Raw genomic sequence first — 16187 nt, 5'->3', positions numbered from 1 at the left:
CCGACGAGAGGCGAAAAAAAAGCGCTCTCGTCATAATCGAGTCTAGCAGTGCGAGGTTTAATATGTCAAGACATTAAACTCTGTTAACAAAAAAAACAGTACATTTAAACTCTCTATTAATAAAAAACAGCACATTTTTGAAAATTTATTTGTGATTGGCGCATAGATTAAGCTGCAAACGTCAAATTTTAGGTTATTTGTACTATTTTTAAGTTTTAGTACATATACACTGTACATAAAAAATACAGAGTATGTGTGCTAAAAAATTGAGCAGGACATAATGTTCTAGAATGGAAAAAGCACCCTGCTCTCCTAGAACGGGAAAGGGGAGGTGAGGGCTAGAAATATAGAACAATAGTATTATCCAAGCAACGACGCAGTTAGATATGACTAAAAATAAATCACTAAGAAAACTTATTGAGTTCCTTAATAAAGAGTGCCTAGTTACCCAAGGAGAGCTTGCAGAAGGCTTAGGCATCAGTCGTGCAGTCGTAAGTAAATACTTTAGTGATAAAGAAAACTATGTTTTACCAATTGTGCGTGAAAACATAATTAGCCTTTTTAATTACATTAAAAAGAATGAGGATAACCCGCCGACGGCTAAAGGTATTACCGATGCAAAGTTATCGGTAGAAGAAAAAGAGAAAAAAATTAAAGCTGCTATGGACTTCCGGGAACAGATAGCTTCAGTCGATGAATTTTTAGAAATGGCGGGGTATCTCCCCGAACATAACAAAAATATACAAGTATCTACGAACATCTTTCAAATGGTTTTAGAAATAGCGACAGAGTTGGAACTTTTGAGTGTAGAAAATGCACAAAACTTAAGTTTTGATTTTAAGTCTCTGCTTCATACTAAATCCAAAACAAGCAGCCAAACAGATGAAGATGACAGAAAAGATTATTTAGATGAACGTATAGGTGAGATCGTCACAGATAACAGAATTCCATTGACATTGATAGAAAAATTATCCATTAAGCAAAAGTTAGAAAAAGTCAAAAAAAAGTTAGAGCAAAGAAATAAAAAAACGTTTACAAAACAAGAAGCTCTTGCTCTGTTTATTAGCATAGCAATAAAAGAGAAACTGTTGAGAGATTTAGAAGATATAAGCATTCGCTTAGAAAAAGTAGAATATCAAACCTTATCTTTTTTGATTAACTCTGGAGATGAATTTAAGGATTTACATCAAATAATATGGGGCAAAATCGCCCGTAAAGAAGAATCGAAATTAGTGGGCTATACGGAAAAAAATAAAATGTTAGAAGGTGATACTTTTCATGAATCTGAACCTGTATTATTAGCTAAACTAACTTGTATTTTTAGATATAAAAATCAAGCAGAAAAACTAACTTTTACTTATATGTCAAATAATACCTTTTTAGAAAATGGTGTTGCAGCTATTGGACTCAATTTAGGCTTCAGTCCAGAGTTAGGAGACATCAATTTCTTATCAACAAAAGTTATATCAACTGACAAAAATGGGTTAGTTGAAACAACAGTTCTTCTTAAAGAAAAAGTGGGCGAAAATGAGAATAAATATCAATATTATCAAGCGACTTGGGTAGATATTGATACCTTTAAAGCCACACTACAGGCTATTTTATCCGCCTCTATCCATTGGCTATCCTATCATGCTAGAGATAATAATAATGGATTATTACAATTAGGAAATTATCAATCACTTTGTGTAGAATTAACAAAGATTAGACATAGGGCGTTTAATGCTAGACGTACTTTAAATGATTTTCAATTTTTGGATGACGAATGTGGTGATTCAAATATTACTGGAATTGTTGATGATGCTATCGATCAATTAAAAAAATTAGAAAAAGAAGACTATTTAGGAGTAGGAAAAATTACCGAAGCTTACCGAATTAAATTTTATTTATGTTACCTTGAAGCCCAAATCATTCGTTTAAGAAGATTTAACACACAGGGAAATATTCAGCAAGTAACAGAAATATTAAATAACATTAAAGACACCCAAGATAAATACTTTAATTCAGGGGAAATGATAAAAAAAAATTTTGCAAACCTCATGAAGTTAAGAGATGTTGAAGACTATCTGTATAAATTTTCAATAGGTCACGAAGACGTATTCAACTTAAACAACTTGGAAAAAGTATTGAATTATCTAAACAATTCGGGTAAAGAAAATGACGCTGATAAAGATGCTGGACTAGATGTTTACACTTCACTATCAGAAGTTTATGGCAATGTTGCAAGATTCCAATTTTATCTTTCTGATGATAAAGACACCTTAATTAACGCAAGAGAAAATTTTCTCAAAGCTGCTTATCATGCTTCTCGTATGGGAGCAAAGCGAAGAACAGCAAAATGGATTACATTTGCGGGAAGAGTGAATGTAAGATTAGGTAGTCAGAATAATGATCTTATTCCCATAGAACAGTATCTTTATCTGAGTAAAGCTATTATCAGCAAAGGAGTTAGTGCGGAATATAAACCCATCTTCAGGGACGCTTTAGAGTCGGAAATAAATTTGCTTCGTGGAGAACTGCATTTCATGGGAAGAAAATATGAACAGGCTTTTTATTGTTTTTTATTAGCACTGAAAGGAAGTATTTTTCTAGGGTTCAATCGTCGAATTAGTGATAGTTTGTATAACCTTCATAGATGTTATAAAAAACTAGGAGGCACATCCATAAGATCTCTGCTTGAGAAACAAGAAAGTTGTTTCCAATTACATGAAGATAAACGGGAATTAAATCCCCAAAGCAATGCTGCCTCAGAAGCAGCTATTGATTTAGTTAACAATTACTTGCAGAATGTTCAAAATTCCGAGTTTTTTCAAAATAATAATTATAAGGACTACATTATTCCTACGGATAGCTTTTTAAACACCGCTAAAGGTATTTGGACTCAATGGTACAGAGCTATGACCGATAGCAGTGAAATAGATAGTCAACATCCAGTAGCAATTTTAATGGATCAAGGTAAATGGCTATCTATTCTTGAAGATTAAAAGTTAATAGCTAATATCTGAAATTCTTTCATCAAGTTAAGAGCCTCTGATTGATTTCTGCTGCTTTACTATCTTATCTCTCTTTTCCTTATCCCAAAAAAACAGATCAAACTGGTTAATCTTCTTTAGTCTTGGCATCGATTCCGAATTAGTTCCGTTTACTGAACAATGAAAAAAACTCCCTGATTATCGCCGATGATACCAACGGGTAAATAATTTTTCTAACTCCACCCAAACGAATAATAAGGTACTAAATCCCAAACAGATTAATAATTCTTCTTTAGTTAAAAATTGAGTGCCGAAAAAATCCCGCAGGGCAGGAACATAGATTAACATCAGTTGAAAAATTGTCGTCAGGGTTACTGCTACCCAGAGATAGGGATTAGTCAAAGGATTCATTTCTATGGTAAGATGATCGCTTGATCGCACGGAAATGGCATGACCCATCTGAGCTAAACAGAGAGTAGTAAAAACCATAGTTTTCCATGAACCAGTATTACCAAAAAGCGGATCCAAGCGCACAGCAATTAACATTTGAGTGATATTAATAATCGAAAAAATAATCCCAATTCTCACAATATAACTGCCCAAACCGCGAGCAAAAATACTTTCTTGGGGACTAAAAGGAGGGCGACGCATAATATTAGGAGAAGCGGGTTCCACTGCCAAAGCTAAAGCAGGTAAACCATCAGTAACTAAATTCATCCAGAGAATTTGTAGGGGAGTGAGGGGAGTAACTAAACCCAAAAGAGGCGAAGCAGCGATAGTAATCACTTCCCCGATATTACTGCCGAGAATATATTTAATAAAACTGCGAATATTGTTATAAACCACTCGCCCTTCTTCCGTGGCAGCGACGATAGTGGCAAAATTATCATCGAGGAGAATCATATCACTAGCCTCTTTGGTGACATCGGTTCCGGCGATTCCCATGGCAATGCCGATATCTGCTTGTTTCAGGGCCGGAGCATCATTCACCCCATCTCCGGTCATAGCAACAAATTTACCCTTTTTTTGCAAGGCGCGGACAATAGTTAATTTATGTTCGGGAGAAACACGGGCATAGATGTTAGTTTTGTCAATGATGTTTTCTAGCTGAATTGGTGATAATTTATCTAATTCTTGCCCTGAGATGACTAAAGCTCCCGCTTGGGCAATACCAAGACTTTTAGCCACCGCTAGAGCGGTTAATTGATGATCGCCGGTGATCATGATTGGACGGATTCCCGCTTCTCGACACCTAGCCACGGCGATTTGTACCTCTGGTCGCGGTGCGTCGATCATACCGACCATTCCTAACCAAATTAGCTCATCTTCGCTGATTTCAGTTGATTCTGGCGGATAAATTAGTGTTTTATAGGCTAATCCTAAGACTCGTAAACCCCTGTTAGCCATAGCATTGTTAGCGACTAAGACTTTTTCTTTTTCCCTATCCCCAAAAGGAAGACTTTCTAATCCCGATTGGTAGGAGAGACACTGTTCAAGAATTAATTCCGGGGAACCTTTGGTAAATAGTACGCGATTGACTCCTTGACAAATGACCGACATTCGCTTTCTTTGAGAAGAAAAGGGGATTTCAGCGATTCTAGGGAACTCTTGCTTGGTTAGGGATAAATTTAAGCCCGCTTTCGCCCCTAAAACTAATAAGGCTCCTTCCGTGGGGTCGCCTAAAATGCTATCGTGACCGTTATCGAGGTCTAAACTGGCATCGTTGCAGAGGACACTGGCAATTAAAAGATGATGTAATTCTAGATCGGTTTTGGGATCGATCGCCCGTTGCTCGGTGTCTAAAAATTGTCCTTTTGGGCTATATCCTTCCCCAGTAACTAAAAAACTGCGATTAACTGTCTCTATCTCCCGTACAATCATTTTATTTTCCGTTAGCGTCCCAGTTTTGTCGGAACAGATCACATTAACAGAACCAAGGGTTTCTACTGCCGGCAGTTTGCGAATCAAGGCCTGACGTTTGACCATGCGTTGGGTACCTAGGGCGAGAGTTAGGGTGATAACTGCGGGTAATCCTTCGGGAACGACGGCTACTGCCATACTAAGGGAAACTTCGACTAATTCCTCTAGGGCCGACCAACCGGCATTGATCAGGCCGATGGTAATAGTCAGGGCCACTAGAATGAGAGAACCAGCAACAAGGACATTACCCAAGTGAGTCATTCTTTTTTGGAGAGGAGTGGGTTCATTGCCGACTGTTGCTAACATTTGAGCGATTTTGCCTAATTCCGTCGTCATCCCCGTATTGGTAACGATGACCTTGGCCCGGCCTTGCAGTACCTCTGTTCCAGTAAAGACAAAATTCAAGCGATCGCCAAGGGGAGTATCCCTGTCTAAGGGGTCAATGGAGGCGGATTTATTAACACTATTTGCCTCTCCTGTCAAGGCCGATTCGCGAATTTGCAGGTTAAAAGCTTCGATAATTTGGCCGTCGGCGCTGATTTGGGTTCCCGCTTCAATCAGCATGATGTCCCCGGGGACGAGATTAACCGCATCTATTTCTGTGCGTTGACCCTCGCGGATAACATTAACTTGGGGAGAGGAAAGTTTTTTTAAAGCGGCCAGAGCTTTTTCGGCGCGACTTTCTTGCAGATAGCCGAGGATACCATTGAGGATGACAATTGTTAAGATAGCGATCGTATCTTTGAAGGGAACACCAATTTTAGCCAGATGACCGCGCTGCAATTCCAGTAAGTCCAGTCCTCCGGAAATTATGGCCACGGCAATTAAGAGGAGGAGCATAATATTGGTAAACTGATCTAGGAGAATTTGCCAATTACTGCGCCCTGGACGTTCTTGTAGTTCATTTTTGCCATAATATTTAATTCTTTGGGCGATTTGCTCCCTATTGAGGCCATTAACAGCCGAACTACCGAGGATAGATAGGGTGGTTTCCACCGGATAGGTATGCCAAGGTTGTTGCAAGTTAAGGCTAGAATGGGCAGAATAGTCGGCATTAGCGGCCATGGCAAGTGAAGATAGTTGATCTAGATAGATCTTAGCCCTTTCTTTCCAGGGTCACAGAAAAAAACAAATGTTTAAACTGGCTCTTCCTGCTTCGCTACTCCCTCCGGTGCAGTCTTAACGAGTAATGTAGATAAGTAGCTGGTTATAATTAAATTGAAGATATATCCCCCCTTGATCCCCCCTTGATAAGGGGGGTGTCTGAAAGTTTTTAACATCTACCTAGTTAGTCAATAGCCTAGTAGGGCAAAGTAAACCAGAATTGTGAACCTTTTTCGTCATTATTCATAATGCCAATTTCACCCCCGTGAGCATGGATAATTTGACGACATAGATATAAACCTAGTCCTAAACTAATCTGATTATTATTGTTGCCTCGTTGATAGCGATCAAATAATTGTTTTCTCTGGGTTTCGCTAATTCCCACCCCATTATCGGCAATAGTACACCAGAGATAATTGCCCTCTAGTCTAGCGGATAAAGTGATAATTATCCCCTGGGGATTGTGTTTAAGGGCATTGGCTAATAAATTCTCAAAAACTCGCCAGAGATGGTGAGCATCGGCATTAACTAAGGGTAAATCGGGGGAAAAATTATTAATTAAAGTTGCTTGATTTTCCTTTAATCTTAACTCCCATTCCTGACCGATCTGTTGACCGATTTCGTAGAGAGATAAAGGCTTTAGTTCTAGGGAAACTCCCCAAAGATCATTCTGTCGGGTTTCGACGAGAGAATCAATTAAAGTTAATTGTCGATCGCAACTGTCGGCCATCTGTTGTAAAATCTTCTGGGATACTTCTTTAGTTTCTCCCTGAGAATTTTTAATTAAATTATTTAAGATCATTGACATCCCGATCACGGGATTGCGGAGATCGTGAGAGACAGCATGAAGATAAATTTCTAAAGTTTCCTCAGTTTTTTGACGTTCTTTGATTTCGTTTTGTAGTTGTTTTTTTTGACGAGAAATAGTTAATTGATTTTCGATGCGGGCCATCACTTCTTCCCCTTGAAAAGGTTTAGAAATATAATCGACACCTCCCACTTGAAAAGCTTTGACTTTATCTAAGACATCATCAAGAGCGCTGATAAAAATCACGGGAATTTCTCTGGTTTTTTGATCAGCTTTTAACTGTTCACAAACTTGATAACCATTGAGATCGGGCATATTAATATCGAGGAGGATCAGGTCGGGAATTAGCGATCGCACTGTATTCAGGGCCATCTGTCCATTAATCGCTTTCCGTACCTGATATCCCTTCTCGGTGAGCATAATCGACAATAGCCGCACATTATTGGGCAAATCATCGACAATTAAGACACTAGGGCGCGGTGTGAGTTGAGTCATGCCGGTTATTTTATAACTCAAACTGTTTGACTAAAGTGTATAAAAAAACAGGGGCTTGCCGAAAAAGTTTTTCCTGGGGGCAGCCTGTCGGGTGGGACAAGCGAGAAAGTCTCCTTACCCTACAGCAATCCCCTAGGGATTGTTGCCCATAAAAAAAGCACGGAATCCCACAACAATCAAGGAAGCGCTCAAGAGAGTTATTAATGTCCAAATTTGGTTACTTTGGGTTCCTTCCACCTTGATCAGTCGATTATCGATACTATCGGCTTTCTCTGTTAAAGTTGCTAGTCCTATCTTCACATCGGTGACATTTTTCTGTAGGTTGTCTAGCTTTTGATCGACATTTTTTTGTAAGGTTTCTAGCTTTTGGTCAAAACTTTTGGCGAGATTATCTAGCTTTTGGTCAAAACTTTTTTCGAGATTGTCTAGCTTTTGGTCAATATCTTTCTGGAAAGTGTCTAGCTTGCGATCAACACTTTTAATACTATCTTTAATTTCCTTGAGGACAGATTCGAGGGAATAGGTAACGTTTTCTGCTGTCATTGCGGTTAACTCCTATCAGTCGAGAGATAATTTCATTATCGATAAAAATCCTCTTAATTCTCCACTTGATTTTTTTCGGGAAATCTCGCCTCATCTTCCAATTTATCGCTGATTTCCGGCAGTTTTAGCAATATTCCAGCGAATAACCAATAGTAAATAGAAACGGGATCGACGGAGAGAGGATAATAGTAGGGGTTATAGCTAATAAAAAGTAGGAAAATCCAGATACAGAGACCCCAATGCTTTAAAGCCGCATTTTTCACCTTTAAATAGGACTTAAAGGTGAGAATACAGAGAATTGTCACCAGTGCCATAAAAGCGATAAAACCGACAATACCGATTTCGTAGAGGAGTTTAGCGTAGTAGGTCTCAATTAGTCTTATCCCTTCTTCTCCCACTATATGACGAGAGCCAGTGGTGGCTGTGCCTAAACCAAAACCAAAAAGCTGTACATATCTGAAGATCCACTGGATTTGATTGACTACAAAGTCAATGGGAGATGAATATAGCCAGCGACCGATAAAATTTAGCCCTCTTTCCCGAATAAAGGGAATTAACGTCACCGCAAGCAGGGAAAGCAGCCCCAAGATTCCCAATTTTAATGGTAACTTTTGTTTATTTTTGCTAGTAGCAATAAAAAGAACCAAGTAAAACAAAGGTACTAGCAATAAAGGTAATCTTTGTCCAGAAACCAGAGTCGCAAGGAAGACTAAAACCATTGCTACCCAACTGGCGACGCGCCATCTTTTTTGTGAATCACTAAAACTGGCTGCGTAACTGATGACGCTACTAGATACTAAAAACCAACCCCATTGCCAAGGATCGGAAAATGTGCCGGGGAGACGAATTAAGCCTCGATCGGGATTATACAACACCGAACCCCCGACAAAACATTGAGCTTTCAAGGTGGCTTTGTCGGTAATATCTGGATAAAATTGGGTGTCGGATTTCGGGGCAACAACTTCCAGTTGATTGAGGAATTCATTATCGGGACAGATACCTTGGACGAGTAAGAAGTATTGAACTAGAGCTAAAACGCAACAGAATAAGATCATCACGATTAAAAGCCGATTAACCACGAATAAATCCCGTTTTTCCTTGATTAGATAGTAGCCACAGAGAACCAGGGGAATATAACCGAGGAGGGTTTTTAATCCCACAATTCCCACGTCAATTGCTCCTTCGGGTAGATTGACAAAAAGAAAAGTTATCAAGCTGCTGACAATTAAAATCAAAGCTGTGATGAGAAAAGGCTTGATTTTGGGGCTTAATTGCTTAAAAGTTTTGGTTTTAAGTAAAATTGCCGCTAAAGCTGGGAAATAAAAGGCATCCTTGGCGATTTTGTAGAGAGCATAGGATGGCTCTTCACCAATAAAGTTGCCCTTTACCTGAAAAACTCTCGCCACGGCAAAAGTGACGGTACTACTCAGGGGAAGATAGATGATTAGGGCTAATAATCCCAGACGGGGATGGATAAAAGAAGCGACCATGGCAGGAACTGCGAAAATTCCCAACAAGGCGGCTTTTTTGTCCAATACAATCCCTAAAACTAGACTAATTATTATGGTAGAGATCGCTAGTATATTTAGTAAGAGATAGTTTCTCTCTTTCATATTGTGCAGCTTTGAGCAGGTTTAGGAGAAAGTGTACCAGATTTTTGCCGAGATTCTCATTCTCAATGGGGAAGTGGGGAGCTTTTCAGTCATCAGTTTACTGATAACTGAAAAGCTGATCACTGATTCAAGGCTGATGGCCGAGAGTTTCCTTTTGCTTCTTAGCTTTTGCTATACTTATGTAAAATTTTATTGATCTCGATCTTGACTCCGTGGCCGAAAATCTTTCTTTTCAAGACCTTTATCAAGCTGGCATCAGTGCTTTTGAGCGTGGACAATATCGTCTTAGTATCGAGCAATTAAATGCGGCTTTAGCCTTAATTTCCTTAGGCTCCCGAGAAGGGGGTGAGATCCAAATTTGGTTAATTTCTGCCCATCAGGGGTTAGGAGAGGGGGAGAAAGCTAGTGAAATCTGTAAGCAACTTATTACCCATCCTATCTATCAAATTCGCGAACAGGCCAAGCGTCTGCTTTATATTATCGAAGCTCCCCGTCTCAAACGCCCAGATGAGTGGATGACGAAGATTCCCGATTTGGAGAAACTTCCCGACAGTACAGCGCAATTTAAAAAGGGAACAAATAAACAGAAAAAAGAAGAACCCCCCGCACCCATGCAGTTAGAGCATCATAAAAATACTGTTTTTAGCGGACTAGCGATCGCTATTGTTCTATTGATGCTCTGGTTTTTTGCTAAAAATAGCTAAATTAGTTGACAATAGGCTTCTAATATGCTAATGCAGTTAGCTATGGCTCCTAGATGGGCGATTTCATAACCGTGGGTGTTTTGGGTGGGAAAACCTAAGCAAGCGGCCCTAGCTATATGACCAAATTTCATGGCAATGGAGGCATCGCTACCAAAACCACTAATAACGGCTAATTGCAGGGGGATTCCCGCCTTTTCGGCCGCTATTCTCAATTCTTGATTTAATTGCTCATCATAGATACCGTAACCATCCTGAGACAATAACACAGGACTGCTGCCATCCTGAATCGGATATTCAGGAGCGAGGGGACAGATTTCTAGGGCAATTAAAGCATCTAAGCGGTTATTTGCGGTGAAAAATAAGGCCCCTAAGGCTCCTACCTCTTCCTTGGCTGAGGCAACCAGATATAGATCCACCGCAGGGTTAATTACTCTGGCCGCTAGTTCTAAAAGAATCGCCACGGAAGCTTTATTATCGAGGGTATAACTGGCAATGTAGTCTTTTAGTCGAAAGGGTTGTTTTCGGTGTTTTCCCACCACGACTCGACTACCGACGCGCACCCCGCAAGCGTCTAATTCTTCTGGAGTCAATTTCGTCTCTATCCATGCGGATTCCCAGGTGACGGGTGTGTTTTCCTGCTGCACTTTTTGCGGGGATTGATGGGAAATATGACGGGAACCAAAGGAGAGAATCCCCGCTCTGGTTTCTTGATCACCGATAATATCTACCACCCCCTCTCCGTAAATCCAAGGAAAAGCTCCCCCAAGTTGGCGAATTTGCAGAGTACCATCGGGATTAATTGCCTTGATAATAGCGCCAATTTCGTCTTTATGACCAGTAATAGCGATTTTTTGGGTCGAATCCCGTCCTTTAATCTTGCCGATGACATTTCCCGCTTGATCTTGCCATGTTTCTAATCCTAACTCTTGAAAGCGTTCTAGTAACAGGCGATCGATTTCCGTCTCCATTCCACTAGGAGAATGATGAAGGACAAGAGTGGCAATATTGTCAAAGAGGTGATCAAAATCCATATTTGTCTTGATTTGTGGGTCGAAAGAGAATTATTATCGAAACTGGAAGCCGAGAAGGTTTTACAGTAACAATAATTGCTAGTTACCATTTAATGATTAATCAGAGGTGCAGAATTAGCCAGAAAACCCGCAACTTTTAGAGACTCTAGCACCGAATTGTCGTCCTCTACCCAATAGTTTTGTCCTAAACGCACAAATTGACGCTGAGTTCCCGCACCGATGCTGGCAATAACGGGAACTTTTGCCTTTTGTTTGTCTCCCGATTGCAGAATACTTTTAAGAAGATTTTGACGATTTTGGTTGACGACATCTTGCAGGGATAAGTTAACCATCACCATTTTAATGGTTTCGATCGGTTCCGCATCTTCGATAATTAATTGTACCCGATCATCTCGGCGATCAACTTTTCCCCACACCATTAAAGTTGCTTCCTCCACTAATAATTTTTGCAGACGTTCGTAGCTATCGGAAAAAACCACCGCTTCCGACTGTCCCGAGGCATCTTCTAGGGTTAAAAAGGCCATAGGAGTCCCCTTTTTGGTCATAATTTTCTTGACAGCATTTAATAAGACAATGGCACTGACTTTTTTTCTGGTTTTGTGTTCTTCTAAGTCAGCTAAATTGATGGGAGATAGGACTTGAGCCGCTCTTTGTAAAGCTTTTAAAGGATGTTCGGAAACATAAAAACCCAAATGCTCTTTTTCCAGTCTTAACTTTTCCTGTAGGGAAAAATCTTCCACTGCGGTGGCACTGGGAGACTGTTCAAACTCCGATTCTTGTTTATTTTCTATGCTCCCTCCTAGCATATCAAAAATATTCATTTGACCACTTTCTTTCTCTTTGGTGCGTTTTTGCGCCCAAGCAACTACTAATTCTAAATCTTCAATTAATTGATGGCGATTCGGTTGAATTTTATCAAAAGCACCAGAATAAATTAGCGTTTCTAAAGCTCTTTTATTGATCACTCGTAAATCAACACGCTCGCAAAAATCTCCTAGGGAAGTAAACTTTCCTCCCGTTGCTTCCCGCGCTTTTAAAATAGCCTCGATCGCATTTTCGCCCAGATTTCTAACTGCGGACAAACCAAAGAGAATTTTGCGCCCAATCGGGGTAAAATGTTTTTGCGATCGATTGATGTCGGGAGGTTCGACATCGATATTCATTTTCTGACAGTTTTCTCGATACTTTTCCACCTTATCCTGATTATCGCTACTAGCAGTTAGTAACGCTGTCATATATTCCACAGGATAATTAGCTTTTAAATAAGCGGTTTGATAGGTGACGTAAGCATAAGCGGTAGAGTGAGATTTATTAAAACAATTGGAGGCAATTAACCCGTTGCCCAGCAAAAAATTATGATCTTTCTCCACACCAATATCATAAACTGGTTTCCTTCCCAGGGATTGACGACCGATAATTTTAACCATATTAGTAACCCAACTCTCCAGAGATTTTGACAACGGTGCTAATAGAAATATAGCATTTATTTGTTCCCTCAGGCTCCCCAGGGCAAAAAAATTACCATATTGATAACTAAAGTGTATATTCTACTGACAATAGATTAGGATCAAATTAAACAAGAGCATCGAAAATTCGGGTCGAAAACACCGCCGTTTGGCTCTTCTGGTTTTTGTGTGGAAGTAAGAAGAATAGGGATAATTTGGGTGCATCTCAATTTGGTTGAAATATCTATAGGACATTTTGGGCGCACGCGGTGCGCCCCTACCATTGGCGCATTATTGTAGGGGCGAATTGCCTTCGCCCTCTTTGAATAACTGCTGCTGCTCACCTATAGGTGACGGAAAGTCATAAATAGGAGATGCAGCCGATAATTTTCGGGAAATACAGTCTTTAAAGCCTTGTGGCCAGACTACTAGGAATGATAAACACTGATTATCACACAAAGTCGAGGAGAGCCGCCGTTTTAGGTTGGATTTACTATTAAATAGTAGCGCATTTAAACGATCTGCTTCGAGAGTGGTAGTGCCAGTAAAAATATTTTGGACCCAGGGCCTGGGGTGTCGGTGTCAGTCTGTAGAGCCACTATGCAAAGCGGGACAAAATGCAGCAGTGGAGATAGCCAAGAAACCTGGCCACTGACGGCAAGGACTTATATCGCACCTTGACCAGAGGTCAGCAATGGGTGGTTCAGGGATTGTGTTATAATTCTGGCCAGGCCATCAAGGGATTTGAAAAGGAGTAACACCATGAGTCTATCTTCAGAAGCCTATCGCCAAGCCCTCGTGCGGGATGGAGAACGGCGCTATCAGGAATGGCACCAAAATTATCACAACCAATGCCGTCAATCAACGGCTGAATACCAAGCTCGTTCGGCCCAACAACGCCCAACAAACCAACAACGTCCAACAAAGCCTTGGATTTCCTCGGAAGCCTACCGCCAACTTTTGGTCAAAGATGGGGAGCGGCGCTTTGCGGAATGGCATGGCCAGTTTTTAGACTATCAACGACAATTTCTGGCCAGTCAATCCACCTAAACGGATGTCAACAAATCCGCATTACAGCAATCTCTGAAAATAGTGGCCAGAGTCCACGAAAAAATAGCTAATACCATTTTTCTTTATTCGGGGCAGGCATCCTACTCCCCCCCACCCCCCCTTGCCCCCCCGAAGTCGGGGGGTTGGGCGTGAGGGTAATTAACCGTCTCTGGCATTACTTTTGAAAAACGATATAACACCAGACAAGATTTACTACATAACATCTCAAGAAAGCTCGTTGATGAAAACGAAATCATAGTAGCAGAGAGCCTTTGTGAAAAAGGATTAGCGCCTACCAAATTAGCTAAATCAATACATGATGCTGGTTGGGGAATGTTGCTAAATTTCTTAAGCTGCAAGCTAGATAGAGAAGAAAGATTCTTTGACGTTAAGTAAGCTAAGACGTATTTAGGGTTTGCTGAATAAATGTGAAATGTCGGCAAGGTAAGGGTTTTGTGGCTTTACGAGCGAAACAGGTGCAAGATTTTGAGAGAATCGTGCTTCAAAACCTTGCGTCTTCATCGGCCCGCATCCTGTAGGGGCGAAGCATTCGGATAGAAAATCTACGGTTTCACCGATAGGTTATTGCCCGAATGCTTCGCCCGTACTTTTTCAGCCAGCCCTATTTAAAGCTCTTATTCTTGGATTGGCCGAATCTCCTCCAATCAGGGTGAGGGCATCTCAAACGCTATTGACAATTGGCCAATTTTGTGATAGGCGTGGGCATCTCAAGTGATACCAGTCAATCAGAATAGTTACGAAATCTTAACATTTGGTCGATTTTTGCTTAACAATTGAGATGAGAAATTCTACTCAAATATGCCTGAATCGCCCTCTGGGTAAGCAACTCACACGAAGTTCATTTTGTCAAGGGTTGTTAAGATGCGCTTACTTTCCCCTGTTGCTTATCTGGTATGAACTGTGTAAAATACCTATTACTCTCGGTTCCCAGATCACCATAGGTGGTGTTTTAATAACTGATAAAACTACCCGCAGTGATATTGGTTCAACTTATGTCACGACAGGCAGTGGACAGCTTAATCCAAAAACACTATGTGTGGAAAATGAGCGAACCGTCAGTTATTAATAAAAATCCCTGCTTCCAATCATTTCTTAAACCTCTGCCTTGATGATGAATTTTCTGATCAATATTTTTTTGTGGCTCGTGTCCGGCTTACTTAAATATCAGCCTAGCAGAGAACAAAATCTCCGCCCTAGTTCCCCTGTATATACTTGTCCTAGTTGTGGTTCTCACCATACTATCAAGAACGGTTCTACTCATAATGGGAAACCCAAACGTCAAGAGCAAGAATGTAGTCAACCGTTTGTGAGCAATCCCACTAATAAAACTATCTCTCCCGATACCAAACAATTAATCCCTCAACTCTTGCTCGAACGAATTTCCTGAGGAGGAATTGTGAGAGTAACAGGGGTAAGTTGCTCATGGTTACAAAATTATGTCAACAATAAACTGGCGGCTGTTCTGCGTCAAGTAAAGGTTTCGGACAAACCAAAAGGTAAATTGCTCATAAAATGTGATCAGATGTGGTATTTTCTTTTTTCTAAGACGATAAAGGTGTATATTTGGCTGGCAATTGATAGAAAGACAAGGGAAATTATTGGTGGCTATTTAGCAGATAGGAGTCGCCAATCAGCCCAAAAACTTTGGGCAGGTTTACCCGGTGTTGACCGACAATGTGCTGTTGCTTACACTCATTTTTGGGAGTCATATAAGACAGTAATTCGGGAGCATCTCATTTATGCAAGTGAGTAATTATACTTGTCCCTAAAACTGGTTTCTAGTAAGGCTTTCAAAATAGTTTGACATAAAACCTGATTTAGGGGTTACAAAGGTGAGATGCTCCCCAGTAATTCCGAGTAAACGTCATCGAGCGGTAGGAAAAGAAACTGGTCAAACTAATCCCATTGAAAGACTTAATAATACCTTTCGACCAAGGATTTCTCTGCTGGTGAGAGAGAGCCTATCTTTCTCTAAAAAAATGTAGAATCACGTTGGGGCCGCTTGGTATTTTATCCATGGCTACAATGCACAGTAAAGCAAAGCATTAAGGCTCCATCACCACTACCGAATCACCACCCAGAAAAGTCAAAAGGTAAATTAGTCAGAGAGTGTGATGAAATGTAGTCATTGGTTTTTTTAAGACGATAAAGGTTTATATTTGGCTGGCAATTGATAGAAAGACAAGGGAAATTATTGGTGGCTATTTAGCAGATAGGGGTCGCCAATCAGCCCAAAAACTTTGGGGCTAGTTTACCCGGTGCTGACCGATAATGTCCTGTTACTTACACTGATTTTTGGAAGTTATATAAGACAGTAATTCTGAGTAAACATGATCGAGTGCTAGGAAAAGAAACTGGTCAAACTAATCCCTTTGTAAAGACTTAATAACACCTTTCGACCAAGAATTTCTCTGTTGGTGAGAGAGAATCTATCTTTCTCTAAAAAAATGGAGAATCACCTTGGTGCTGCTTGGTATTTTA

9 protein-coding genes and 1 pseudogene are annotated in these 16187 nt (G+C 40.4%); 4 read left to right on the top strand and 6 right to left on the bottom strand.

Going from position 1 to position 16187, the window contains the following annotated elements; genetic code table 11:
* Window positions 1–386: 386 nt before the first annotated feature.
* The gene (locus tag MICAI_RS17065; RefSeq protein ID WP_008205070.1) at window positions 387–2984 is read left to right on the top strand and encodes a hypothetical protein; all 2598 of its coding nucleotides are present in this window, start codon (window positions 387–389) and stop codon (window positions 2982–2984) included.
* 186 nt (window positions 2985–3170) lie between these two features.
* On the opposite strand, the gene MICAI_RS17060 is transcribed toward MICAI_RS17065, so the two are convergent.
* The 4 genes from MICAI_RS17060 to MICAI_RS17045 all read right to left on the bottom strand — a co-directional run bounded on the left by MICAI_RS17060 (window position 3171) and on the right by MICAI_RS17045 (window position 9455).
* The gene (locus MICAI_RS17060) at window positions 3171–5957 is read right to left on the bottom strand and encodes a cation-translocating P-type ATPase (protein WP_008205067.1); all 2787 of its coding nucleotides are present in this window, start codon (window positions 5955–5957) and stop codon (window positions 3171–3173) included.
* A 235-nt stretch (window positions 5958–6192) separates the two neighbouring features.
* Window positions 6193–7299, bottom strand: coding sequence for a hybrid sensor histidine kinase/response regulator (locus tag MICAI_RS17055; protein ID WP_008205064.1), 1107 nt, complete (start codon window positions 7297–7299; stop codon window positions 6193–6195).
* 132 nt (window positions 7300–7431) lie between these two features.
* Window positions 7432–7842 (bottom strand): hypothetical protein, encoded by a 411-nt coding sequence (locus MICAI_RS17050; RefSeq protein ID WP_008205062.1) that lies wholly within the window; start codon window positions 7840–7842, stop codon window positions 7432–7434.
* A 53-nt stretch (window positions 7843–7895) separates the two neighbouring features.
* On the bottom strand, window positions 7896–9455 hold the full coding sequence (locus MICAI_RS17045) for a hypothetical protein (protein ID WP_008205060.1): 1560 nt from the start codon (window positions 9453–9455) through the stop codon (window positions 7896–7898).
* 212 nt (window positions 9456–9667) lie between these two features.
* On the opposite strand from MICAI_RS17045, the gene MICAI_RS17040 reads away from it, so the two are divergent.
* Entirely contained in the window at window positions 9668–10159 is a 492-nt protein-coding gene (locus MICAI_RS17040; RefSeq protein ID WP_008205059.1) for a hypothetical protein, read from the top strand.
* Here MICAI_RS17040 and MICAI_RS17035 read toward each other — a convergent pair.
* Entirely contained in the window at window positions 10156–11190 is a 1035-nt protein-coding gene (locus MICAI_RS17035) for a M42 family metallopeptidase (RefSeq protein WP_008205056.1), read from the bottom strand. The genes MICAI_RS17040 and MICAI_RS17035 overlap by 4 nt on opposite strands.
* 89 nt (window positions 11191–11279) lie before the next feature.
* Window positions 11280–12617 (bottom strand): helix-hairpin-helix domain-containing protein, encoded by a 1338-nt coding sequence (locus MICAI_RS17030; protein WP_008205055.1) that lies wholly within the window; start codon window positions 12615–12617, stop codon window positions 11280–11282.
* A gap of 780 nt (window positions 12618–13397) precedes the next feature.
* On the opposite strand from MICAI_RS17030, the gene MICAI_RS17025 reads away from it, so the two are divergent.
* Together MICAI_RS17025 and MICAI_RS25145 are read left to right on the top strand one after the other, a co-directional pair.
* Window positions 13398–13685: a hypothetical protein gene (locus tag MICAI_RS17025; protein ID WP_008205053.1), complete on the top strand. Its 288-nt coding sequence runs from the start codon at window positions 13398–13400 to the stop codon at window positions 13683–13685.
* 1132 nt (window positions 13686–14817) lie between these two features.
* A pseudogene (locus tag MICAI_RS25145) lies at window positions 14818–15459 on the top strand (ISNCY family transposase).
* The last annotated feature ends 728 nt before the right edge of the window (window positions 15460–16187 follow it).

The organism is Microcystis sp. T1-4 (assembly GCF_000297435.1).
Classification (GTDB): domain Bacteria; phylum Cyanobacteriota; class Cyanobacteriia; order Cyanobacteriales; family Microcystaceae; genus Microcystis.
The sequence above is the reverse complement of the archived record's forward strand: the minus strand, read 5'-3'. Positions and strand labels throughout refer to the sequence as shown.